General features: G+C 61.5%; 21 protein-coding genes. 16 read left to right on the top strand and 5 right to left on the bottom strand.

The window, feature by feature from the left end; all coding sequences use genetic code 11:
* Positions 1–22 precede the first annotated feature (22 nt).
* Both A0O30_RS22555 and A0O30_RS22560 read right to left on the bottom strand, forming a co-directional pair.
* Positions 23–844 carry an aldo/keto reductase gene (locus A0O30_RS22555; RefSeq protein ID WP_105948092.1) on the bottom strand — a complete coding sequence of 274 codons (822 nt, stop codon included), beginning with the start codon at positions 842–844 and terminating at the stop codon, positions 23–25.
* Positions 832–1737 (bottom strand): LysR family transcriptional regulator, encoded by a 906-nt coding sequence (locus tag A0O30_RS22560; protein WP_019099075.1) that lies wholly within the window; start codon positions 1735–1737, stop codon positions 832–834. Before A0O30_RS22560 ends, A0O30_RS22555 begins: the two co-directional genes overlap by 13 nt.
* A gap of 139 nt (positions 1738–1876) precedes the next feature.
* Between A0O30_RS22560 and A0O30_RS22565 the strand changes: the two genes are divergently transcribed.
* From A0O30_RS22565 to A0O30_RS22600, 9 genes are all read left to right on the top strand, one after another.
* A complete protein-coding gene (locus A0O30_RS22565) occupies positions 1877–2575 on the top strand; it encodes a CoA transferase subunit A (RefSeq protein WP_105948093.1) in 699 nt (232 codons plus the stop codon).
* Between the two features lie 35 nt (positions 2576–2610).
* Positions 2611–3267, top strand: coding sequence for a CoA transferase subunit B (locus A0O30_RS22570; protein ID WP_012272371.1), 657 nt, complete (start codon positions 2611–2613; stop codon positions 3265–3267).
* Between the two features lie 192 nt (positions 3268–3459).
* A complete protein-coding gene (locus tag A0O30_RS22575) occupies positions 3460–4878 on the top strand; it encodes a short-chain fatty acid transporter (RefSeq protein ID WP_016715302.1) in 1419 nt (472 codons plus the stop codon).
* Between the two features lie 76 nt (positions 4879–4954).
* Positions 4955–5497 carry a helix-turn-helix domain-containing protein gene (locus A0O30_RS22580; RefSeq protein WP_105948094.1) on the top strand — a complete coding sequence of 181 codons (543 nt, stop codon included), beginning with the start codon at positions 4955–4957 and terminating at the stop codon, positions 5495–5497.
* A gap of 250 nt (positions 5498–5747) precedes the next feature.
* The gene (eppA, locus tag A0O30_RS27900; protein ID WP_016487266.1) at positions 5748–5924 is read left to right on the top strand and encodes an EPS-associated small membrane protein EppA; all 177 of its coding nucleotides are present in this window, start codon (positions 5748–5750) and stop codon (positions 5922–5924) included.
* A 264-nt stretch (positions 5925–6188) separates the two neighbouring features.
* On the top strand, positions 6189–6746 hold the full coding sequence (locus tag A0O30_RS22585) for a polysaccharide biosynthesis/export family protein (protein WP_105948095.1): 558 nt from the start codon (positions 6189–6191) through the stop codon (positions 6744–6746).
* Between the two features lie 24 nt (positions 6747–6770).
* The gene (locus A0O30_RS22590; protein ID WP_105948096.1) at positions 6771–7886 is read left to right on the top strand and encodes a hypothetical protein; all 1116 of its coding nucleotides are present in this window, start codon (positions 6771–6773) and stop codon (positions 7884–7886) included.
* Between the two features lie 19 nt (positions 7887–7905).
* Positions 7906–9468, top strand: coding sequence for a Wzz/FepE/Etk N-terminal domain-containing protein (locus A0O30_RS22595; RefSeq protein WP_105948097.1), 1563 nt, complete (start codon positions 7906–7908; stop codon positions 9466–9468).
* A gap of 11 nt (positions 9469–9479) precedes the next feature.
* Positions 9480–10286 carry a CpsD/CapB family tyrosine-protein kinase gene (locus tag A0O30_RS22600; RefSeq protein ID WP_016715296.1) on the top strand — a complete coding sequence of 269 codons (807 nt, stop codon included), beginning with the start codon at positions 9480–9482 and terminating at the stop codon, positions 10284–10286.
* Positions 10287–10430: 144 nt separating this feature from the next.
* Here A0O30_RS22600 and galE read toward each other — a convergent pair whose 3' ends face one another.
* The 3 genes from galE to A0O30_RS22615 form a co-directional block, all read right to left on the bottom strand.
* Entirely contained in the window at positions 10431–11405 is a 975-nt protein-coding gene (galE, locus tag A0O30_RS22605) for a UDP-glucose 4-epimerase GalE (RefSeq protein WP_105948098.1), read from the bottom strand.
* A 106-nt stretch (positions 11406–11511) separates the two neighbouring features.
* Positions 11512–14112, bottom strand: coding sequence for a cellulase family glycosylhydrolase (locus A0O30_RS22610; protein ID WP_105948207.1), 2601 nt, complete (start codon positions 14110–14112; stop codon positions 11512–11514).
* A gap of 5 nt (positions 14113–14117) precedes the next feature.
* The gene (locus tag A0O30_RS22615) at positions 14118–15644 is read right to left on the bottom strand and encodes an O-antigen ligase (protein ID WP_105948099.1); all 1527 of its coding nucleotides are present in this window, start codon (positions 15642–15644) and stop codon (positions 14118–14120) included.
* Positions 15645–15739: 95 nt separating this feature from the next.
* Here A0O30_RS22615 and A0O30_RS22620 point away from each other — a divergent pair, with 95 nt between their 5' ends.
* The 7 genes from A0O30_RS22620 to A0O30_RS22655 all read left to right on the top strand — a co-directional run bounded on the left by A0O30_RS22620 (position 15740) and on the right by A0O30_RS22655 (position 23021).
* Positions 15740–17116, top strand: a complete 1377-nt coding sequence (locus A0O30_RS22620) for an oligosaccharide flippase family protein (RefSeq protein ID WP_105948100.1) — start codon at positions 15740–15742, stop codon at positions 17114–17116.
* A gap of 236 nt (positions 17117–17352) precedes the next feature.
* Positions 17353–18819, top strand: a complete 1467-nt coding sequence (locus tag A0O30_RS22630; protein ID WP_105948102.1) for an FAD-dependent oxidoreductase — start codon at positions 17353–17355, stop codon at positions 18817–18819.
* 105 nt (positions 18820–18924) lie between these two features.
* Complete coding sequence (locus A0O30_RS22635) at positions 18925–19542, top strand: acyltransferase (RefSeq protein WP_016715289.1); 618 nt, start codon at positions 18925–18927, stop codon at positions 19540–19542.
* Positions 19535–20491, top strand: a complete 957-nt coding sequence (locus A0O30_RS22640) for a glycosyltransferase family 2 protein (RefSeq protein WP_105948103.1) — start codon at positions 19535–19537, stop codon at positions 20489–20491. The genes A0O30_RS22635 and A0O30_RS22640 overlap by 8 nt, the downstream gene beginning before the upstream one ends.
* A gap of 8 nt (positions 20492–20499) precedes the next feature.
* Positions 20500–21024, top strand: a complete 525-nt coding sequence (locus A0O30_RS22645; RefSeq protein ID WP_105948104.1) for a serine O-acetyltransferase — start codon at positions 20500–20502, stop codon at positions 21022–21024.
* Between the two features lie 5 nt (positions 21025–21029).
* Positions 21030–22007: a glycosyltransferase family 2 protein gene (locus A0O30_RS22650; protein WP_105948105.1), complete on the top strand. Its 978-nt coding sequence runs from the start codon at positions 21030–21032 to the stop codon at positions 22005–22007.
* 9 nt (positions 22008–22016) lie between these two features.
* Entirely contained in the window at positions 22017–23021 is a 1005-nt protein-coding gene (locus A0O30_RS22655; RefSeq protein WP_105948106.1) for a VirK/YbjX family protein, read from the top strand.
* Positions 23022–23066: the final 45 nt, after the last annotated feature.

Consider the following 23066-nt stretch of genomic DNA (forward strand, 5'->3'; position numbering starts at 1 on the left):
CCAGATGCTCAAGGCTGGGTGCTTACACCATCGCCAACCGCTGCTTGCGCGTCGGTGCCGGGAACGCCCGGTCTATCGCTCGCAGGTCTTCGCTGTTCAAGGTCAATAACCCCGCAGCAGCATTCAGCCGCACATGCTCAGGTGTCACGGCTTTGGGGATGGCGATCACCCCGTCGTTGCGGGTCACCCAGGCCAGGCTGACCTGGGCCGGTGTAGCACCATGACGCTCGGCGATTTCTGCCAGCACGGGGTGCTGCAACAAGCGCCCGGCCTGAGCCAGCGGGCAGTAGGCCATGGTCGGCAGCGCACGTTTTTCGCACCACGGCAGCAGGTCGAACTCGATGCCACGCTGAGCCGGGTTGTACAGCACCTGGTTGGTGGCACAGTCAGGGTTGTGCAGTTCGCGCAGGTCGTCTACGTCGAAATTGGACACGCCCCAGCGCTTGATCTTGCCTTGCTCGCGCAAGCGCTCGAATGCGTCGACCGTTTCTTCCAGCGGGTGCTGGCCACGCCAGTGCAGCAGGTACAGGTCAATGCAGTCAGTCCCCAAACGTGTGAGGCTGCGCTCACAGGCAGCTGCCATGCCGCGTGCACTCGCATTGTGCGGGTACACCTTGCTGGCCAGAAACACCTGGTCGCGTCGCCCGGCAATCGCCTGGCCAACCACGGTTTCTGCCCCGCCTTCAGCATACATCTCGGCGGTGTCGATCAGGGTCAGTCCCAGTTCAATGCCCTGTTGCAGGGCCGCGACCTCGGCAGCCTTGCGGCCAGGGTCTTCCCCCATGTACCAGGTACCTTGGCCAATGGCCGGAACGCTCGAGCCTGCCAGTTTCACGTAACGCATGTCACCTCCGGGATCCGGGTATTGGAATGCAGAACCTCAAGCAGCGCCTGCGCTGCGGTGGAAAGCTTGTGTTCGCTAAGAGCAATCACGCCGATGCGCCGCTCGACCGTGGGCTCCACCAAGGTCACGCAACGGGCGCCCAGCTCCTGCATCTGGTTGATGCACAACGCCGGTACGGCACTGACCCCCAGGCCGCTGGCGACCATGCGGCCGATGGTCGCCAACTGGTGGCTTTCGAAGGCCACGGCCAGTTTGCCGTGCTGGGGTGCCACATTCTGCTCCATCAGCAGGCGCACTGCCGAAGGACGCTGCAGGGCGACGAAGTCTTCGGCCATCAGCTGTGCCCAGCTCACCTCGGGCAGCAGTGCCAGGGGCGAGTCGGCAGGCACCACCGCGACGAAACGGTCCATGTACAACGGGTGGAAGTCCAGCCCGTCGATGTTGTCCGGCTCGAAGCCGATGCCCAGTTCGACGCGGCGATGGCGCACCAGTTCCTGCACCTGTTCGTTGATCACGTCATGCACGGTGACGTTGACCTTGGGGTAGCGTTGACGAAACACCTTGAGCGAGTGGGGCAGCAGGTTGCCGGCGAAGGCCGGCATGGCTGCCACCGCCACGCGGCCCAGTTGCAAGGTGAAGCGCTGGCGCAGCATCTCCTCGGTGTCGTCCCAGTCGGCCAGAAGCCGCCGTGCCAGTGGCAGCAGCACTTCGCCTTCGGCGGTCAGGCTGACGCTGCGCGTGGTGCGGCTGAGCAGGGCGCCGCCGAGGTTTTCTTCCAGGGCCTTGATGGTCAGGCTGAGGGCGGGCTGTGAGACATGCAGGTGCTCTCCGGCCTGGGCAAAGCTCTGGTACTTGGCCACGGCGACAAAAGCACGCAGTTGCTTGACGTTCATGACGGGCCTATTTTTGTTTTGTAAAAGTTATCAATCGATGACGAAAACAAAATTAACAAATCAGTCGCTTGCGGTGAAGATGTCTGCACACGCTCACCGACAGCTTCGTCGGTTCAACAACTACAAAAGGCGGATCAGCATGGCCGGACTGGACAAGCGCGTTGCAACCTATGAACAGGCCCTTGAAGGCCTGACCGACAACATGACGGTACTGGCCGGTGGTTTCGGCCTGTGCGGCATCCCGGAAAACCTCATTGGCGAAATCAAGCGGCGCGGCGTCAAGGGCCTGACCGTGGTGTCCAACAACTGCGGCGTCGACGGCTTTGGCCTGGGCGTGCTGCTGGAAGACCGGCAGATCCGCAAGATGATCGCTTCCTACGTGGGCGAAAACGCCGAGTTCGAACGCCAGCTGCTCAGCGGCGAGCTGGAGGTGGAGCTGACTCCGCAGGGCACCCTCGCCGAGAAAATGCGCGCAGGAGGTGCCGGTATTCCGGCGTTCTACACCGCCACCGGCTACGGCACCCCGGTTGCCGACGGCAAGGAAGTGCGCGAGTTCAAGGGCCGCAAGTACATCCTTGAAGAGTCCATCACAGGCGACTTCGCCATCGTCAAGGGCTGGAAGGCTGACCACTACGGCAACGTGGTGTACCGCAACACGGCGCAAAACTTCAACCCGCTGGCGGCCACCGCCGGCAAGATCACCGTGGTCGAAGTGGAAGAAATCGTCGAGCCAGGCGTGCTGTTGCCCAGCGAGATCCACACCCCGGGCATCTATGTGGACCGCGTGATCGTCGGCACCTTCGAAAAGCGTATCGAAAAGCGCACCGTCAAGGCCTGAGCGCCATCCACCAGAACAACAAAGAGATCCTGACCATGGCACTGACCCGCGAACAGATGGCGCAACGCGTCGCCCGTGAACTGAAGGACGGCTACTACGTGAACCTGGGTATCGGCATTCCGACCCTGGTGGCCAACTACGTACCCGCCGACATGGATGTGATGCTGCAATCGGAAAACGGCCTGCTCGGCATGGGCGAATTCCCGACCGAAAGTACGATTGATGCCGACATGATCAACGCCGGCAAACAAACCGTCACCGCCCGCCGCGGTGCCTCGATCTTCGATTCGGCGCAGTCGTTCGCCATGATCCGAGGCGGCCACGTCGACCTGACCGTACTGGGCGCCTTCGAGGTGGACGTGCAGGGCAACATCGCCTCGTGGATGATCCCGGGCAAACTGGTCAAGGGCATGGGCGGTGCCATGGACCTGGTGGCTGGCGCCGATAACATCATCGTCACCATGACCCACGCCTCCAAGGACGGCGAGTCCAAGCTGCTGCCGCAGTGCAGCCTGCCACTCACCGGCGCTGGCTGCATCCGCAAGGTGCTGACCGACCTGGCCTACCTGGAAATCGAAGACGGCGCCTTCATCCTGCGCGAGACCGCACCAGGGGTGAGCGTTGAGGAAATCATCGAGAAAACCGCCGGCAAGCTGATCGTGCCGGATGATGTGAAGGAAATGACCTTCTAATCACGCGCTATACACCGCCCCCTGTAGGAGCGGCCTTGTGTCGCGAAAGGGCTGCAAAGCAGCCCCGCGATTTCGGCATCGACGCTGAGATCGGGGGCCGCTTTGCAGCCCTTTCGCGACACAAGGCCGCTCCTACAGGGGTTTTGTGTTTTTGCTGATTTATCCGATAAAACCAATAAAAGGAATTCAACTGTGGCCGCTGAAATCCAAGACAGCCGCTCCGCCCGCTTTGCCTTGCGTTGTTCCAACTGGGCGGAACGCTGGTTCCCCGATTCCTGGGTGTTCGCCGCGCTGGCGGTGCTGCTGGTGTGCATCGGCGCGCTGGCCATGGGGGCCAAGCCGACCGACACCGCCAAAGCCTTTGGCGATGGCTTCTGGAGCCTGATTCCGTTCACCATGCAGATGGCCTTCGTGGTGATCGGCGGTTATGTGGTGGCCAGCTCGCCGCCTGCCGCACGGCTGATCGACCGTCTGGCGCGCATCCCAGGCAATGGTCGCTCGGCAGTGTGCTGGGTCGCGCTGATCTCGATGTTGGCCTCCTTGCTCAACTGGGGCCTGTCGCTGGTATTCGGTGGCCTCCTGGTACGCGCCCTGGCACGGCGCACCGAGCTGAAAATGGACTACCGTGCCGCAGGTGCTGCTGCCTACCTGGGCCTGGGCGCGGTATGGGCACTGGGCCTGTCGTCATCGGCTGCTCAACTGCAAGCCAACCCGGCCAGCCTGCCCCCTTCGATCCTGTCGATTACCGGGGTCATCCCGTTCACCGAAACCATTTTCCTCTGGCAATCCGGCGTAATGCTGGCGGCGCTGGTGGTGGTGTCGCTGGTGATTGCCTACGCTACGGCCCCCGGCCCAAACAGTGCACGCAGCGCCGAAGACTGCGGTGTCGACCCCAGTTTCACCGCGCCACCGGCACCGCAACGTACCCGCCCGGGTGAGTGGCTGGAGCACAGCCCGATCCTGATTCTGCTGCTGGTGGCCCTGGCCGCTGGCTGGCTGTACCAGGAGTTCGCCACTAAACCTGCGATCACGGCGATTTCCGGGCTGAACACCTACAACCTGTTGTTCATCATGCTGGGTGCATTGTTGCACTGGCGCCCACGCAGCTTTCTTGACGCCGTCGCGAGAGCGGTGCCGACCACCACCGGGGTGTTGATCCAGTTCCCGCTGTATGGCTCGATTGCCGCCATCCTTACCCAGGTCAAGGGTGTGGATGAGCAGACCCTTGCGCATCACATCTCGCTGTTCTTCACCCAGATCGCCACCCATGACACCTATGCCGTGCTGATGGGCGTGTATTCGGCGGTGCTGGGCTTCTTCATCCCTTCGGGCGGTGGCAAGTGGATCATCGAAGCGCCTTACGTGATGCTGGTGGCCAACGACCTGCAGTACCATCTGGGCTGGGCGGTGCAGATCTACAACGCTGCCGAAGCCCTGCCGAACCTGATCAACCCGTTCTACATGCTGCCGCTGCTGGGCGTGCTAGGGCTCAAGGCGCGCGACCTGATCGGTTTTTCCTTCGTCCAGTTGCTGGTGCATGTGCCGTTGGTGCTGGTGTTGCTGTGGGCACTGGGTACGACGCTGCAGTATGTGCCGCCGGTAATGCCGTAGCTAAAGGGGCTCTCAGGCTTGGCGTCAGCTTTCAGACGCGTATCATGGCTGCCTCAGCCTGGGAAACCCGCGTCACATGTCTATCCGATTGAAACTGCTGCGTAAGAAACTGGGGATGACTCTGGAAATGCTGGCCGAAAAGACCGGCATGACCAAAAGCTACCTGTCCAAGGTCGAGCGTGGCCTCAACACACCCTCGATCGCAGCCGCGCTGAAGCTGGCGCGGGCGCTGAACGTCAATGTTGAAGAGCTGTTCGCCGAAGAACAGACAGGGGCGAGCCGCTACAGCCTGGTGCGTCATGGCGAACGCCAGGCTTTGGTCGGCGATGGGCAAGGGCCGGGGTATGCGGCCCTCACCAGCCAGGTGGGGCAGCGCAGCCTGTTGCCGTTTCTGATCCAGCCGCCTTCCGAATTCAGTGACCCCACGTTCAAGGAGCACCAGGGCGAGGAGTTCCTGTTCGTGCATGCCGGCCAGGTCGAGGTGGATTTCATGAACGAGCGGGTGCTGCTGGAACAGGGCGATGCCCTGCATTTCAACGCCCAGACACCCCACCGGCTGCGCTCGGTGGGTGCGCAGCCGGCGCAGCTGCTGGTCGTGGTTCACCACGCGGACGAATGAACAGCAGGGGGCGTGCGGCATGGCCCCATGCCTTCTCGACCGTAATGCACAGCCTCCATTACGACAACGTTCCGTTGCACATTCTGCATGTCGATATTTTGACGAGCTCGCCCATCTCCCATTGAATTTTATTATGGTGTCGGATCATTGACGTAGTGTCATTGTGCCCATAAGCTCAACTCAACAGCGAAACAACTCCCGCCACACCACGCCAATAACTAATTGATTTTCCTGTTTTTTGGAGGGGCGTATGCGCACGACTCTGATTATCAAATCGATGTTTTTGCTGGTGTTGCTGAGTGGTGCCGCTCGCGCAGCAGATTCGTATGTAAATCAAAACAGTATCATTCCTGTTTCAACTGCAGGCTGGTTGTTGGCTTTTGCTGTTGTCGGCTTTGTGCTGGTGGCTAACAGAAGAAAGATCTGAACCTGATCGGCGCGTTTATAAAGTACAACGCGTTGCCCCAAGCCTTGGGCCTGGCTTGTGAATTCCCCAACCGTTGCTATATTCCCATTAGCCCATGAGGCCCACGGTTGCAGCACGTTGCAGCCTGCGTATACAGCGTCAAGGTAAAGGCCTCCAGGAAGGTAGGGGCCATCGCGGCGGATGTCGGTCGCGAAGCGGAGCGAGAGTTGGTGTGCTGTTCTCATTCAGTGCTCTTTGTCGGGCCATTTGGCCGGAGGGACCCTCATGAAGCGTTCATTGATTGCCGCATTCTGCATGCTGACGGTGTGGTCTGGCGTGGGCAACGCCGACCAGGGCAGTGCGACTTACCTGCTCAGCCCCGGCGATGTCGTCATGGTTTCGGTGTGGCAGGAAGAGAGTCTGCGTCAAGAAGCCACCGTACTTCCCGATGGCAGTATTACCTTCCCCCTGGCCGGGCGCATCACTGTTGCCGGGCTGGATGTAACGGCAGTTGAAAAGCAGGTGGCTGCCAAACTCGAAAAATTCCTCCCCGACCCGAACGTCAGCGTTGTCGTCAAGAGCATCGCTGGCAACCTGGTCTATGTCCAGGGCAAAGTCATCAAGCCGGGTGCAGTGCAAATGGCAGGCCCTACGGCGGTGCTTCAGGCCCTGAGCATGTCGGGCGGCCTGGACAAGTTTGCTGACGAAAGCGAAATCAAGGTGGTCCGTGGCACTGGCGCTTCCCAAAAGATCCTGCCCGTGCGATATAAGGACCTGGTGTCTGGGCGGGACATGTCCACCAACATCCAACTTCAGGCTGGCGACACGCTGGTCGTTCCTTGATCTTGCCTTTAATAAGAACATTTAATGCCTCTTCTTAAAACAACACGCATTGCAACGGCAATTCTGGTGTTGCCGTTCACGGACGCGGTCCTGGCGGCAAATTGGCAGTCCACGGTGGTGGTACCGACATCCGTCGAATACGACAGCAACCCTTTGTTGCTGACGTCGGGGGAAAAGGGCATAACGCGCACGATCATTGCGCCGGACTACACCCTGATCGGCACCTTCGACCGTGACGAACTGAGGTTGGGGTTGGGCATGCATGTGTTGCGCTCATCCGACACGGACATAGTCGATGACCGGGAAGACCCTGACCTGAGCCTGGGCTGGCAGCGCACGACCGAGCGTGGGCGTTTTGGCTTGGTGGCACGCTATAACGAAAGCTCGACTTTGTCGGGAACCGTGCTGGACACTGGTGTGATCACCACCGACGGTACGCAAAAGCTGTATACGCTGACCGGCAACTGGAGCCAGGCGGTTACCGAACGCAGCACCCTGAGTAACGAAACCACATACAGCCGCGCCCGTTATGACATCAGTACGCTGACGGGTTACGACGAATTGGCGAACGTCTTTACCTGGACCTACGCCTGGAACGAGCGGGCCGACCTGTACACCCGTTTCGGCGCGCGGCGGTATGAGCCCGAGCAAGACCTTACCGCGACAGCCTCCAACAGCTACACCCCGGCGGTGGGGATCAAGTACCAGCTTTCGGAACGCCTGAGCGCCGACGCGCACGTCGGCGTCAACGAAGTATCCGGTGACGAAGGCGGCCGGCGCGGGGAGGGCGGCGTATCGCTGCTGTACACCGGTGTGCGCGCAGATGCCAGTTTTACTGCCGAACGCAGCACGGTGGCCAGCGCTGAAGGTGGCTTCGCCGAGCTGGACCAGGTTCGCGGTGTATGGAGTTACGCGGTCAGCGAACTGAACCGGGTGGGCGCGGATGCGGCCTGGCAAGACAGCAAGGGGCAGAGCCCCAACACGTTACAGACTTACAGCGTATGGGCCAGCCGCCAGTTTTCGCCGTACTGGGACCTGCGCCTGTCGCTGATGTACAAGGAACGGCAGCAGGACCATGTAGCGGATGCAACCGCGACGATCGTTGGTTTGACGTTGACGTACAGGTACCCCGACATCTGAACTTCAGGCAGGTGGCCCCATGAAGTCTGACTACGAACTCTCCCTCAGGGATTACATCGCCATTATCAAGGACAGGGCCCTGGTGTTAGGGGTGAGTGCCGCAGTCATTCTTGCCGCGACCGTGGCTGTCGCGTTGATGGTGCCGCCGATCTACCAGTCGACCGGCACTATCCTGGTGGAGTCGCAGCAGATTTCGCCCGAGCTGGTGTCTACCAACAACACCAGCTTTGCCGATGAGCGCATCGAGGTGATCCGCCAGCGGGTGATGACCCGTGAGAACCTGCTGCGCATCATCGGCAAGTACGACCTGTTCGCCGACAAGCGCCTCAGCGAAAGCGACAAGATCGACCAGATGCGCAGTGCCATCGTGGTCGAAACCCTCACCACGTTTGTGCGCGGGCGGGGTGAAGCCACCGTGGCGTTCAATGTGTCCTTCGAACACAAGCAGGCGCAAGTGGCCAAGGAGGTGGCTGACGAACTGGTGACGCTGTTCCTCAACGAGAACCTCAAGCAGCGCACCGAACGGGCCAACGAAACCACCGAATTCCTCACCCAGGAGGCCAACAAGCTAGGCGCCGAGCTGGCCAGCCTGGAAAACCAGCTGGCCGACTTCAAGCAAGCCCATGCCAACGCCTTGCCCGAGCACCAGACCCTGCGCATGAACATGCTGTCGCGCTCGGAGCTGGAATTCCGTGAAGTCGACCGTGACTACAAGGCTGCCCAGGAAGAGCTGCGCTACCTTGAGCTGGAATTGTCTGCCGCCAATGCGGGCCTGGCCACCAAGGCAACCGAAGGCAGCAAATCAGCGAGCGCCGACCAGCCCGAGGACCTGCCGAGCCTGAAGGCTGAATACGCCCGCTTGCTGACCCGCTACAAGGACGCCCACCCGGATGTCGTGGCGATCAAACGCAAGATTCAGGCGCTCGAAGCCACGGGTGGTCGCACGGCAGCGGCTTCCACTGTGAGCCTCGACGTTGCCCGCGTGCGCGCCAAGATGAGTGCAGCCCAGGAACGTATCAGTTCGCTGGCCGAGCAGAAGCGCGAACTGACCAAAAAGATGGAAGGCTACGAGGCCGAGATCCTCGAAGCACCGCAGGTCGAACGTGGCCTGGTGACCTTGATGCGCGACCACGACAATGCGCGCAAGAAGTACGAAGAAATCCGCGCCAAGGAAATGGGCGCGAAGATTACCGAAAGCCTGGAACAGGAAAACAAGGCCGAGCGCTTCGTGCTGCTGGAGCCACCGTTGATGCCAGAGAAGCCGATCAAGCCCAACCGCAAGAAAATCGCGGCCCTGGGCCTGGTGCTGGCGCCAGCAGGCGGTGGTGCGCTGGTGATGCTGCTGGAAATGCTCAACCAGCGTGTGCGCGGCGTCGGCGCCCTGGAAAACCTGCTGGGCAAACGCGTGTTGGTGGCGGTGCCGTACATCGATACCAAAGCGGATGTGGCCAGGCGTAAACGCTGGCGGAACGGGTTGATCCTGGCGGCGCTGGTACTGGCGGCTATCATGGTAGTGCTGGTGCACGTGTTCTACATGCCACTGGATGTGCTGTTGTTCAAAGTCATGTCTCGGTTTGCATAGGGAAAGCAGTGATGGACAGGATCAAGCCGGCTATTGGCAATAACGTTCACCCGGTGACGCCGGGAACTCCCCAGGCCTTGTCACCTGCCCCGGGGACGGCACTGGCGGAAGTGCCTGGCCAGTTCGATTACGTGAACACCAAGGTAGTGCCGCTTCGCGCGGAGCACCTTGAGCGTCACCGCATCGTGGCCTACAACAAGAACTCCAGCATGAACGGGCCGATCGACCTGCTGCGCACGCAGGTACTCAGGCTTATGGACGAAAACGGCTGGCGCACCCTGGCCATCACCTCACCCACACCTGAGGCGGGCAAGACGGTGCTGGCGATCAACCTGGCCATGAGCATCGCCCACCACACCACCAAGACGGCGCTGCTGGTGGACTTCGACTTGCGTCGGCCCAAGGTTGGCAGCAGCCTGGGCCTGCCCATGGAACAGGCGCTGAACGAGTTTTTGACGGACAAGGCCGAACTGCAGGAGTGCCTGGTCAACCCGACCCTGCCGCGCTTTGTCGTGTTGCCTACGCGGGTACCTGTGCCGTTGTCGACCGAGATGCTGTCGTCGCCCAAGGTGAACAACCTGATCAGCGATTTGCGCAACCGCTACGAGTCGCGCATCTGTATTTTCGACTTGCCACCGTTGCTTAGCTCTGATGATGCGATCACCGTGATACCCAAGTTCGACTGTGTATTGCTGGTGGTGGCCAACGGGATGAACAACAAGAAGGAAATCGAGGATTGCCTGCATCACCTGGGGCAAGTGAACCTGATCGGGACTGTGTTGAACAAGGCTGACGAGCAGCCGCGGACCTATTACTGAGGCGGGCAATCAAAGCATTGGGGCCGCTCTGCGGCCCATCGCCGGCAAGCCAGCTCCCACATGTACTGCGCAGGCGTTCAGTATTGTGCGGCCCCTGTGGGAGCTGGCTTGCCGGCGATGGGCTGCACAGCAGCCCTAAAGATCTCAGCCTTGGTGCGTAGTCCAGGGATACTGCAACTCCCACTGCCACGCATGCCGCACAATCTGCTCCAGCGATACAAACTCCGGCCGCCAACCCAATACGTTCATTGCCTTGCTGGCATCCGCCACCAGCCGGGGAGGGTCGCCGGCGCGACGCGGGGCGTCGATTACGTGGATTTCACGCCCAGTCACCGCACGGGCAGTATCGATCACTTCCTGCACTGAAAAACCATGGCCATTGCCGAGGTTGAACGCCGTACGCTCGCCACCCGCCAATAGATAGTCCACCGCCAGTGCATGCGCCGTCGCCAGGTCGGCCACATGGATGTAGTCGCGTATACAGGTGCCATCCGGCGTGTCGTAATCCCGGCCAAACACCGTCACCGCCTCACGTCGGCCCGAGGCAGCCTGCAGGATCAGCGGGATCAGGTGGGTTTCCGGTTCGTGGCGCTCTCCCAGCTGGCCTTCCGGGTCAGCGCCTGCCGCATTGAAATAGCGCAGGCAAACCGATTTCAAGCCATAGGCCCGGTCGAAGTCCTCAAGAATCTGCTCGACCATCCACTTGCTCAGCCCATACGGGTTGATCGGTCCCTTGGTATGCGCTTCATCGATTGGCATATAGAGCGGGTTACCGTAAACGGCCGCGCTGGAAGAAAACACCAGATGCTTGATGCCGGCATTCACCATGGCCTGCAGCAGGCTAAGGGTGGCCGCGACATTATTCTGGTAGTACTTGCCAGGCGCGCTGACCGACTCACCTACCTGGATGAACGAAGCAAAGTGAAAGACGGCATCAAAACGGCACACGCCAAACAACACATCCAGTGCGGCCTCGTCGGCGATATCCAGCTTGGCCCATTGGACGCCAAGTGCAGGTGCAACCAGGTCAGCCACCACCACCTCGTGGCCTGCAGCGATCAAGTGCTTGACCATGTGCGAGCCAATGTAGCCGGCGCCACCGACAACCAGGAACTTCATCCGCACCTCCTGTGACCTGCTGATTTACAGACGCAGTGAACCGTCCCTGAAAAGTACAGGTGAATTGGCCAGCTACAGGTGACTTGAGCGTAGATGGCCAGATGCCCTATTTCAAGAACAGCCAGTTGGACATGTAGTTGCCGTCGAACGTAATGACGTAATGCCCGTCCTTGTAAGTTGCCGGTAGCGGCTTGAGCTGCGCCTGCGCATCGCGCGCGAAGAGCTTCAGCCCGGCGGGCGCCTTGATGGTCAGGCTGCCCTCGAAGGGTTCGACATTGAATGGCGTCTTGTCATCGGCCTTGGGCATGGCGCGGGTACCCAGTGACAGCAACAGCTCCCGTGACTGGCCCAGCGGTTTGCCGTCCAGGCTCTGTACCGCAACGCTGGCGTAAGGCGTTTTCGTTTGCACCTGAATGGCCCCCAGGCTGATCGAGCGGCCTCCTAGCCAACCGGTGGCGGCCTGGCTCAGCGGTGTATCGATGGTGTAGATGCCTTGTTGCCAGTTGCGCTTGAGCTCGCCGGTGTCGGTTACCGATTCGGTAGCATCGGTGGCCAGCAGCGATTGCCCCGGGTCTTGCAGCACTTGCGCACCTGCGGGAATGGCGGCCGGTTTCAACCACGGCAACTCCGGTGTTTGCGGCAGGGCAATCTGCAGTTGGCCCTTCTCCATGGCTGTGCGCAACAAAGGCGAATTTCGTGGGGTGATCTCTTGGTTGTAAAGGGTGGCGGGCGTCGGTGCGAATACGTAATGGGTGGTGGCAGGCTTCACATCGGCACGGCGATAGAGCAGGGCGGCAGCGGGCAGCGTGGCGATCATCGCGGGGTCGTTGTAGGCGTGCCAGTTGTCCGCCGTGCGCCAGCCCGGGTTGAAGGCCTGTTGGCTGTAGGCATATTGCATCAGCGCGTCCCAGCCCTGGTGGCTGGCAGTGCCGGCCACGTACAGCGGCAGCGAGTGGCGGTCGGGCAGCGGGAAAGGCTCGGCGTTCCATTCGGTGACGGTCAGTGGTTTGCCCACGACCTGGGCGGCGGCGATCCAGTCGATCATGCCGTCGCTGGTCAACGGGTTCTTCTCCAGTTGGCCGATGGCGCCGTAGCTGTGGGCATCGACGACGTCGCCTGCGGTCAGGGCCGGCAATGCGCTCAGGCCATTGCCGCCCCAGGTGCTGGTGGTGGCGATCGGCACCTTTACCCCCACGCTGCGCAGGTGAGCGATCATGTCGGCGTTGAAGCGCTGTTCCAGGTCGTTGAGGAGCAGCTTCGACGGGCCGTGCTCCCACGCGCGCCAGGTTTGGTCGACGGGCAGGTTGTACTGCCTGGCGAAGGCTTTGGCCGCTGCCATGTAGCGCTCGCTGTGGCGCGGTACATCCTTGTTCGGCATCAGGGCGTTGCCGTAGTGCTGGGTAAGGTCGTTCTCGTTGGTGATCAGCACGGCGGCGATGGCCGGGTCGTCCTTGTAGGCAAGGCCCGTGTACGCGTTCACATGGGTCAGGTACTGCTCGGCAAAGTGCTTCATCGCCGCCTGAATACTGTTGTTCACATAGGCATAGCCCTTCAGGTCGACGCGGTCATCCTTCTTGGGCAGCTCATCGAAATCGTCAATGTTGTCGTTGGCGGTAAGTGCGCGCTGTACGTGCATGTCCAGCCAAATATAGATGCCTTCGTCCTTGAGCGCCTTGAGCCACAGGTCGAGCTTGCGCAGTGACTCGGCGCTGAGCTGCTGGGTGTCGCGCACCAGGGTACCGTCGCCAAACACGTTCGGGCTGACCCAGGGCGAGTCGTGGTGGTGCAGGCGCACCAGGTTGAACCCCAGGGCGGACAGGCGCTTGGCCTGTTGGCGAATTTCGTCGTCGGGGCTTTTGAACAGCGAATAGGCAGACAGGTTGGTGCCCCAGAAACGCACGGGGGTGTTGTCTTCGAACATCAGTTGTTCACCGACCGCCTTGACGAACCCACGTTTGCCGGCGGGCTTTTCCGCCGCGTTGAGGAACGACAGGTCCACCGGCGAGGTGCGCCAGTCCAGCTGGTCATCCGGCCAACTGGCAGGGTCGGCCAGGCCGAAGCGCTCAGTGGGCGTGGGCCCCAGCTCGATGTCGCCGGTCACGTTGAGTACAGCCTTGAGTTGTTGCTTGCCGGCGCTGATCGGGTCTTTGTACAGGAACGCACGCAATTCGGACGGGTTGCCACGCTCGAAATACACCTTGGCCAGTGGCGGGTCGAAGCGCATTTCGATGCGCCGGCCTTGCTCAGCCTTGCCCCAGGACCAGCCGCGGTTGTCGGCCAGCAGTTGGGGCGCACCCATATCGCCGGCGATTTGCGCCGGGTCGAACTGGAACACCATGCCGCCACCCATCACCCCGGTCTGGCGGCTATGGGCGTCCAGGTCGAAGGCCCAGCTCAGGGTTTGTGCCTGCTCCTTGCGGATATCCGCCGCCAGGTCGAAGTCCAGCTCTTTGTTCTTGCCCCGCAGTGTGTACTGATAGGGGCCATTGACCTTGAAGTCGGTATAGAAGCCGGTCCAGCTCCAGTTGGCGGCCCAGAAGTCGAACTTGGCCTGCATCACCGGGCCACCGCCGTGTGTCACGGTGGGCAGCCCATTCTGCTCATCGACACTGACCTGCCAACCGGAGCCCCAGCCGGCCAATGGCAGCAAGGTCAGGCCGGCAATGGCCGACAGGCGTACGAAAGGACGCAGGGAAGGCACGTTCATGAACATTACCTGGGTTGTAGGCCGGGTTCGGCCAGTTCCATGGCCTGGCTGTCGTGCAGCCGGCGAACCATCTGGATGTAGGCCACACCCAGCCCGGCGATGGACCAGTACACCACCGGGATGAAGGTGATGCTGCTGACGGTGAAGATGATCACCAGAATGCCGATCAGTGTCGCCAGCAACACCCGGCCGAGCTGTCGTCGTTCATCATCCTTGTCAGCGAAGCTGAGCATGGCCCTGCGGATCCCGCGCAGCACCACGGCAAAGAACGCCACGAACAGCCCAAGCCCCACCAGCCCGACCCGCAGCGCCAGGTTGATGTAGGTGTTGACGATGTCGATGATGCCTTCGCCCTGGATCATCGACTGCATTTCCGGGGTGTTGCGGAAGTCGAACGAGCCGAACAGCGGGTTGCGCTGGATGACGATCCAGGAGTTGTCCATCAGCCGCTCGCGGTAGGTGATGTTCTCTTTTTCCAGGTTGCCAATGAAGGGCAGCAGGTCCAGCACCTTTTCGCCGCCGGGCACGATGGTGAGCAAGGGCAGGGCCAGCATGCCGGCTGCGCCCAGTAGCGCCAGGCGCTTGACGGCACCCTTGCCCAGGGCAATGAACACCACCACGATGACCACGACGCCGATCCACGGGCCGCGTGACAACGGTGCGAACAGCCCGGCGGCCAGTAGCAGGGCGCCCATGGCTTTGTGCAGCGGGCGTTGCACATAGCCCTGGACGAACAGGAACAGGCCGATGGCCACGCTCATCACATAGCCCAGGGCAATCGCCTGGCCGGTGGTGACGCTGGCCCGCAGCGCGCCGCCGCGGCTGAGGTAACCCGACATGCTCCAAGGCACGCCCATGGCATCGACCAGGGCGCTGTACAGCAGCCAGTGGCGTACATATTCGGCCACGGCGATCAGTGCCATGACGAAGGACGTGAGCACGAAGGCCAGCATGGCGTCCTTGAAGTCGCTTATCTGGCGCAGGCCGCGGCTGGCCACGTAATACGGCAGGAAGACGTCGACATACAAGTACAGCGCCTGGCGCAGGGTGTCGGTGGGGGTGGTTTCGCGCAAGTACAGCACGCTCATCAGCACCAGGCCAGCCGCCAGCAGCTTGTCGGCCCAGGTGCGGCCAAAGCGCAGGGTGCCTGCCTGGCGGCTTAGCTGCAGCGCGGCGGGCAGCAGCACGCACAGGGTGAGCAGGCGGATGTGGTTCAGGTCGACCAGGTAATTGACCACGCCGAATCCGGGCACCTGCACCGACGCAGGCGGGATGAGGAACAACAGCATGTAGAACAGTGCCATGGGGTTGTGTTCGCGGCGCCCGGCAATCAGCAGGATGACCGCGCCCGCGCCCAGATACAGCCAGAAGCTGTGCGAGACGAAGGCCAGCACCGTCAGCAGGAACCACAAGTTGCGCCGGCGCTTGAAGTCCGCGAGCGGAATCAGGTCGGTGGCAGGGCGCCGCGCAAGCAGGAAGACCACGCTCGCCAAAAACAGGATGACGATCAACGCACGAAAATGTTCAGGCATCGGCTATGTACACCTTTCCCTCGGTGGGCAACGGCTAGCATCGTGGCTAATTGAAACTATAGTGACTTTTAGCCAATCAGTCAGAGATTGAAGTCATGCCGTCGATTGATGTGTCAGCCACCGCAAGCCTGCGTCAGCGGGCCATGAGGGCCGGGTCCTGGAACCTGGTGTCGCAGGTGGCGTCACAGGTCATGCGCCTTGGCGGCAACCTGATCATGGCCCGCTTGCTGCTGCCGGAAATGTTCGGGGTGATGGTCATTGCCACCACCGTTTCGGTACTGCTGCACCTGCTGTCCGATGTCGGCCTGCGCCAGAACATCATCCAGAGCCAACGGGGTGACGACCCGGACTTTCTCAATACCGCATGGACCGTGCAGATCATCCGCGGCTTCGTACTGTTTGGCCTGACCCTGTTGCTGGCTTTGTGTGCCTGGGTGGCGCAGTTCGAAGAACTGTGGCCGGCAGACTCCACCTATGCCGCGCCCGTGTTGCCGATGGTGCTGGCGGTTACCGGGCTGTCGGCGGTCATCTGGGGGTTCCAGTCCACCAAGATAGACGTGGCGGTACGCACTTTCCAACAGAAGCGTGTGGTACTGGTAGACCTGGCGTCCCAAGCGGCCGGCCTGGTGGTGATGCTGGTGCTGGGCTTGCTGACCCATTCCATCTGGGCCTTGGTCATTGCCGGCCTGGTGTCTGCCGTGGCCTGGACTGTGCTGGGGCATACGGCGTTGGAGGGGCCGAACAACCACTTGCGCTGGGACCGTACGGCGCTTACCGAACTGATCGTGTTTGGCCGCTGGATCCTGCTGTCGTCGATGGTGGGCGTGCTGGCCATGTACGGCGACCGCATCCTGTTTGGTGCCAGCATGTCGGCGGCGCAGCTGGGGGTGTATTCGATTGCCGTGCTGATCCTGGGCGCGGTGCAGACCGCACTGATGAAGATTGTCGGCGCCGTGGCGCTTCCTGCTTTCAGCGAAGCGGCCCGGGCCGACGACAAGGAGCGGCTGAAAGCGCTGTATCACCGCTTCCGCCTGCTGGTCGACCTGCTGGTGCTGTTCATCTGCGGTGGCTTCCTGACCGCCAGCCCCCTGCTGATCGGCTGGATGTACGACGAGCGATACAGTGAGGCAGGCTCGATGCTGGCGATTCTTTCGCTGTCGTTCATCGTATTGCGCTATACCTTGGCTCATCAGGTGTGGATCGCCTTGGGCCTGACCAAGTATCAGGCCATGGACAACATCATCCGCCTGGTCTCGCTGTGGGGGCTGCTACCGCTGCTGTTGGCGATTGGCGGTGTGGAATGGGCCATCTGGGGTGTTGCCCTGCATACCGTGCCCACGCTGGTGCTGGTTGTGTACGTGAATTGCAAGCTAGGTATCTTCAGCCTCAAACGTGAGCTGGTGGTGCTGCCGATGCTACTGGTCGGGGCGCTGTGCGGGGCGCTGTTGACGGCCTTTTTCAACTGGCTGTGATGCAGCGTGCTGGGTTTGAATTCAATGGGTACAGGTCACGGGATCATGGGGAAGCTTACTTTTTGTAGTGCGCAGCTGGGGCGTAGGGGCTTTCTCCAGAGTTGTGTCTTGCTGGGCGTCGGTGGCGCCGTATTCGGCGCTTCTGCAGCCGTTGCTGGCAAACCTGTCGAAAAGCCGGGGTTCGTGGTGATCAACGGCTGGGTATTGCCGTCCCGTTACTTCCGGAACGAGCCAGCATGATCAAGGACTATCAGCAGCAGAAGGCGCTGCGCGATCATTACGATTTTTGCATCATCGGCGCCGGCCCGGCAGGTATTACCCTGGGCCTGCGCCTGGCCGCCGCGGGCTGGAGCGTGTTGCTCGCCGAGGGCGGCGGGCGTGAGTATGCGCCGCACTCGCAAGGCTTGTATGCCTGCGCGTCCACGGGCCTTGAACTGTACGCCGAGGAAACCCGCCTGCGTTACCTGGGCGGCACTTCCAACCATTGGGCTGGCCGCTGTCGTCCTTTCACGCCCTCCGACTTTTCTATCCCCCCGCCAGGCGACCTGCCTGGCTGGCCCATTGCCTATTCGGAGATCGAGGGCTACCTGCCTGCGGCCATGGATATCGTCGACCTGCCGGCCGGGTCGGATTTCCGTGCGATGAATACCGGCCTCAACGGTGGCGATTTCGAACCCGATCGTTTCCTGCTGAGCACACCCACGCGCTTTGCGCAGAAATACGCCACGGCCCTCGAACAGACCAAAGGCCTGGACGTGTTCATCAATTGCAACTGCGTGGACCTGGAGTTCGACAAGGCATCCGGGCACCTGGCCGCCGTGATCCTGTCCGACTACGAACGCAATCGGCAGCGCCTGGTGGCAAGCAACTTCATTCTGGCCACCGGTGCCATCGAGAATGCCCGGCAGTTGCTCAACAGTGAAACCTTGGTGGGCGCGGGCGTGGTGAACAAGGACGGGCTGGTTGGCGGGTGCTTCATGGAGCACCTGAACATCGACCTGGGGACCTTCATCCTCAAGTCCGGGCAGGACCCGGAGCCACGCCAGTACTACACCACCGATGCCTTCGTCGATGAGTACAAGGCCGGCAAAGGCAACGTCACCGCCGCCTTGCTGGCCGATGTGCAAACCTATGGGCGCACTGCCGAGGTCAAGCATTTTCTCGAAAACCTTGCGTGTGACTGGGGCTTCGCTAGCAAGGTGTCCTTCGTCGCCAAGTTCAGCTGCCCGGGTGACGGTGTCATCAGCACCATGATCGAGCAGTTCCCCAACCTGCACAGCCGCATTTCGCTGCTGAACGAGAAGGATGCGCTGGGCGTGGCCAAGGTCAATGTCAACTGGGCGCTGACCGCCGATGACCGGCATACCATCAAGTGCATCGGCACCGAACTGGCCAAGCAGTTCGCCGACATGGACCTGGGCTTCGTCAAGCTCAACGACTTTGTCTACGACACGTCGATCCCGCTGAAAATGGCCCCGCATGCCCATCACATGGGCACCACGCGCATGGCCGCCTCGCCGCAGTACGGCGTGGTCGATACCCACTGCAAGGTGTTTGGTACCGAAAACCTGTACATCGCCGGCAGCAGTATTTTCGCCAAGGGCGGCGCCTCCAACCCGACCATGCCGCTGCTGCAGTTTGCCGTGCGGCTGGCCGACCACCTCAATGCCAAGATGACGGCGGCCAGAGGCGCCGTGGCGTGACACTAGTTGTACATGGGTTGAGAGCGCTGCGGTCAGCAACCAGAAGAACGAGACCGGAACGCCTCAGGGACATTCCAGACGGATTTGATTGCGAGGCCAGGCAGTATGAAGGGATGGATACGCAAGGCAGTGGCGCATTATGCCCATGCAACCGGGCGGGGCGGCACGTTCTACAGGCGGTTCTGCAGGCCTTCAGGGCTTGAATGGGGCGCCTACCTCACCCGCTGGGGCAACTTTCACTCGGTCGGCACCAACTTCTTTGTCAATACAGGCTGCAAGTTCCTCGACCCATCGCTGGTACGCATTGGCAACAGTGTGGGCCTTTCCGACTGCACGCTGATCGGTCATGACGGAGTGGTATTGCTGATCGAGCATCGCTTCGGCAAGCACCTGGATTCAGTCGGGTTCATCGATATCAAGGACAACTGCTTCATCGGCCACGGTGCGATCATCATGCCCCGTGTGACCATCGGGCCGGAATCGATCGTGGCTGCCGGCGCGGTAGTGACCAAGGATGTACCGCCAGGCACTGTCTACGGTGGCAACCCGGCTGAATTCATCTGTACCACCGAACAGCTGATCAAACGGGTCGAAGCGCGTTGCGAAGCCTACCCGTGGATCGACCTGGTCAAGCAGCGCAATGGCGCCTACGACCCGGAAGTGGAGCCGCTATTGATGGCGCAAAGGCGTCAGTATTTCTTCGGGGACAGCAAAAATGGCTAGCAAACCTGTGGATGTCATGGTGGTCAACTTCAATACCGCCGGGCTGCTGCAGCCGATGTTTGACGCCCTGCGCCGGGCTGACAGCGAGCGGCTGGCCAGCTACCTGGTGGTGGACAATGCATCACGCGATGACTCGGTGCAGCGCATGGCCCAGGTGTGTCCCGAAGCACTGCTGCTGAGCAACAAGCAGAATGTGGGGTTCGGCCGGGCCAACAACCAGCTGCTGGCCCACCTGAAGGGCAAGTACGCGTTGCTGCTCAATACCGATGCCTTTGTCGCCGCCGACTCCTTGCAGAAAACCCTCGACTACATGGAGGCCCACCCGGAGTGCGGCGTGCTGGGGGTGCGCCTTGAGGGCCGAGACGGTGACCTGCAGCCCAGTTGCCGCTACTTCCCAACGCCGCTCAATGTTTTTGTCGGGCGTACCGGGTTGGGGCGGTTTTTCCCGGGGCTGAAAATGGTCGACGAAATGAACTGGGACCACGCATCGGTTCGCGAGTGTGACTGGTTGCCCGGCTGCTTCTACCTGGTACGCCGCGAAGTGCTGGACAAGGTAGGCCTGTTCGACCCTCGCTACTTCCTTTATTACGAAGAGGTGGACCACTGCAAGCGGGTGAAGGAGGCGGGCTGGAAAGTGGTGTTCTATCCGCATACAACCGTGGTGCACATCGGCGGTGAAAGCTCCAAATCGGTGGCCGAACTGGAGGCGGCAAGCCGACAGATCTCGGCGTACCAGATCGAAAGCGAGTTGCTGTACTTCCGCAAGCACCACGGGGTGGCGGGGCTGGCCCTGCACATGCTGCTGGTCACCCTGGGTGACCTGGTGCTGGCACTCAAGGCGCTGTTGAAACGACGCGGCTGGGGCGCGATACAGGCCTGCTGGCGTCATTGCCAGGCAACCTGGTCATTGTTGTTCAAGACCCGGTACGCCAGCCAGGCGACAAGGTAGGTGGAGCCATGTTCGAGAATATTCGTGCTGACCTGCGGGCCCACGGCGGTGACTGGGGCGCCCAGGGGTTCTGGGTACTGCTGGTGTATCGCTTTGGCCGCTGGCGCTATACCGTGCGCCCGGCGCTGCTGCGCAAGCTGTGCTCGTTGATCTACAAGGTGCTGTTCAAATTCGTGCAAATCATCACCGGCATCGAACTGCCGTGCGAAGTGGTGATTGGCCGCAACTTCGTCATCGACCATTTTGGTGGCATCGTTGTCAGCGGCTATGCCCGCTTTGGCGATGACTGCCGCATCCGCAACGGCGTGGTGGTGGGCTTGAAGAATGTCGACGAGCCGATTGCGCCGGTGTTCGGCAACAACGTCGATATCGGCACCGGCGCCAAGGTGCTGGGCAGTATTCGCGTAGGCAACAACGTGATCATCGGCGCCAATGCCGTGGTTCTGGTGGATGTGCCGGACAACTCGTTGGCGGTAGGGGTGCCGGCCACCATCAAGACCAGGCAGCCGGCTGGCACGGCGCCCGTTGAGTGAGGCTTATGGCAACGGTAATCGGTGTGGTGGTCATCGGCCGCAACGAAGGCACACGCCTGGAGCGATGCCTGCGTTCGCTGATGCAAGGCGTGGGCAAGGTCGTGTACGTCGACTCGGGCTCCACCGACGGTTCGCCGCAGTTGGCCCGCAGCCTGGGGGTGGAGGTACTGGCGTTGGATATGCGTGTTCCGTTCACTGCCGCGCGCGCCCGCAACGAAGGCTTTAGCGCCTTGCAGCGGCTGTTGCCGTCGATGCAACTGGTGCAGTTCGTCGATGGTGACTGCGAGGTGGATGCCCGCTGGCTGGCCACGGCGCAGGCATTTCTCGATCAGCACCCCGAGGTGGCAGTGGTGTGCGGCCGCCGCCGTGAGCGCTTCCCGGAACGATCGGTGTACAACCTGTTGTGCGATCTGGAATGGGACACCCCCATCGGTGAAGCCAAGGCCTGTGGCGGCGATGCGTTGATGCGCGCAGATGCCTTCGCTGCCGCTGGCGGCTTCCGCGCTGACCTGATCGCTGGCGAGGAGCCCGAGCTGTGCGTGCGCTTGCGAGGCCATGGCTGGAAAGTCTGGCGCCTGGACGCCGAGATGACCTTGCACGACGCGGCCATGACCCGTTTCAGCCAATGGTGGCGGCGCAGCCTGCGTGCCGGCCATGCCTATGCCGAAGGGGCCTACCTGCATGGGCAGCCGCCAGAGCAGCACTGGTTACGCGAGTCACGCCGGGCCTGGTTGTGGGGCTTGGGCATTCCTGTGGTGATAGTGCTGGCTTGCCTGCTGTTGGGTGGCTGGAGCCTGCTTTTGCTATTGATTTATCCGCTGCAGGCTGTGCGCCTGGCCCGTCGTGGTGGCAAATCGGCGCGCGAGAACTGGCTGCAGGCGGTGTTCCTGGTGCTGGGCAAGTTCCCGGAAATGCTCGGCCAGCTGAAATTCATGCGCCACCGCTTCGCGGCCGGCAAATCGGCTTTGATCGAGTACAAGTGAGAGAGACCCATGATGCTCGGCGCCCTCGTGAAAAGCGTGTTTACCCTGCAACCGGGCTACTCGTTGCGGGCATTGAACAACAAGTACAAGTTGACCCGAGAGATTGTCAGGCAATGGCCTGAGCTGAATGCCTTCATGCAGCGCATGACGGCGGCGCTGGGCCAGCAGGGGCTGCAGCGGCTGGGTGTGGATTGCATCGGCGTGGTGCAGTGGCCTTACCTCAGCAAATGCTGGGAGGCCCCGCAGCGCCTGGAGGTGGTGGCTTCGCACTTTGAAGTGCTGGCCGGGCAGTTTCCGGCGCTGTTGCTACTGGGGCGGGACGAAAGCCTGACGCTGTGCGAACTGGCCAGTTATTCGCCGGGCTGCCGCCTGGTGCTGGACCGGCCGATCTGGTTCAAGCGCGAAGGTGAACTGGTACTGAACCTGTTCCAGGGCGACCTGCGCGTGGCGTCGTTGGCGTTTACCCTGTGCCGCGATCAGGGGGGGCTGTCGATGTTCATCGGTGCCGTCCAGGGCATTCACAAGGGCATCGACAGTGAAACCTCGCTGGCCATCTACCGTGACCTGACCAAGGACTTCGAGGGGCTGCGCCCGCGCAGCCTGCTGCTCGAAGCGTTGAAGTGCCTGGCCCGCATGCTGGGCGTTGCGCACCTGTATGCCGTCAGCGATGCCTGCCGGCACCATCGCCACCCGTACTTTGGCAGCGACAAGGCCCAGGATCTGGCGGCCAATTACGACGTCATCTGGCAGGAAAATGGCGCTACGGCGTCGAACCGCGACGACTTCTTCACTGTCCCCCTGGCACCGGCACAACGGGCCGAGCAGGACATCCCGGCCAAAAAGCGTGCGATGTACCGCCGCCGCCAGGCGCTGCTCGACGATGTTTTTATTCGCCTGCAGGCCGCATTGCCGGGCAGCGGTCACAACCTTGGACTACAAGGAAAACAGGGGGATGCATTTGCTGTGAGTGCATCGGCAGTAGACAGACCACCCGTAGTCGACAGCCTGAAGTGAAGGTTGCCAGGGGAGGCCGGTCATCAAGCGGGTTGGGATCTGGAT

This window comes from Pseudomonas sp. LLC-1 (assembly GCF_002992185.1).
Classification (GTDB): Bacteria; Pseudomonadota; Gammaproteobacteria; order Pseudomonadales; family Pseudomonadaceae; genus Aquipseudomonas; species Aquipseudomonas monteilii.

Bases quoted from the DNA above. Each gene is read 5' to 3' on its own strand.
- A0O30_RS22645 (WP_105948104.1), top strand. From the start codon at position 20,500: ATGTTCGAGAATATTCGTGCTGACCTGCGGGCCCACGGCGGTGACTGG.
- A0O30_RS22640 (WP_105948103.1), top strand. From the start codon at position 19,535: ATGGCTAGCAAACCTGTGGATGTCATGGTGGTCAACTTCAATACCGCC.
- A0O30_RS22585 (WP_105948095.1), top strand. From the start codon at position 6,189: ATGAAGCGTTCATTGATTGCCGCATTCTGCATGCTGACGGTGTGGTCT.
- A0O30_RS22655 (WP_105948106.1), top strand. From the start codon at position 22,017: ATGATGCTCGGCGCCCTCGTGAAAAGCGTGTTTACCCTGCAACCGGGC.
- eppA (WP_016487266.1), top strand. From the start codon at position 5,748: ATGCGCACGACTCTGATTATCAAATCGATGTTTTTGCTGGTGTTGCTG.
- A0O30_RS22565 (WP_105948093.1), top strand. From the start codon at position 1,877: ATGGCCGGACTGGACAAGCGCGTTGCAACCTATGAACAGGCCCTTGAA.
- A0O30_RS22635 (WP_016715289.1), top strand. From the start codon at position 18,925: ATGAAGGGATGGATACGCAAGGCAGTGGCGCATTATGCCCATGCAACC.
- A0O30_RS22620 (WP_105948100.1), top strand. From the start codon at position 15,740: ATGCCGTCGATTGATGTGTCAGCCACCGCAAGCCTGCGTCAGCGGGCC.
- A0O30_RS22600 (WP_016715296.1), top strand. From the start codon at position 9,480: ATGGACAGGATCAAGCCGGCTATTGGCAATAACGTTCACCCGGTGACG.
- A0O30_RS22615 (WP_105948099.1), bottom strand. From the start codon at position 15,644: ATGCCTGAACATTTTCGTGCGTTGATCGTCATCCTGTTTTTGGCGAGC.
- A0O30_RS22580 (WP_105948094.1), top strand. From the start codon at position 4,955: ATGTCTATCCGATTGAAACTGCTGCGTAAGAAACTGGGGATGACTCTG.
- galE (WP_105948098.1), bottom strand. From the start codon at position 11,405: ATGAAGTTCCTGGTTGTCGGTGGCGCCGGCTACATTGGCTCGCACATG.
- A0O30_RS22560 (WP_019099075.1), bottom strand. From the start codon at position 1,737: ATGAACGTCAAGCAACTGCGTGCTTTTGTCGCCGTGGCCAAGTACCAG.
- A0O30_RS22570 (WP_012272371.1), top strand. From the start codon at position 2,611: ATGGCACTGACCCGCGAACAGATGGCGCAACGCGTCGCCCGTGAACTG.
- A0O30_RS22555 (WP_105948092.1), bottom strand. From the start codon at position 844: ATGCGTTACGTGAAACTGGCAGGCTCGAGCGTTCCGGCCATTGGCCAA.
- A0O30_RS22595 (WP_105948097.1), top strand. From the start codon at position 7,906: ATGAAGTCTGACTACGAACTCTCCCTCAGGGATTACATCGCCATTATC.
- A0O30_RS22610 (WP_105948207.1), bottom strand. From the start codon at position 14,112: ATGAACGTGCCTTCCCTGCGTCCTTTCGTACGCCTGTCGGCCATTGCC.
- A0O30_RS22630 (WP_105948102.1), top strand. From the start codon at position 17,353: ATGATCAAGGACTATCAGCAGCAGAAGGCGCTGCGCGATCATTACGAT.
- A0O30_RS22650 (WP_105948105.1), top strand. From the start codon at position 21,030: ATGGCAACGGTAATCGGTGTGGTGGTCATCGGCCGCAACGAAGGCACA.
- A0O30_RS22590 (WP_105948096.1), top strand. From the start codon at position 6,771: ATGCCTCTTCTTAAAACAACACGCATTGCAACGGCAATTCTGGTGTTG.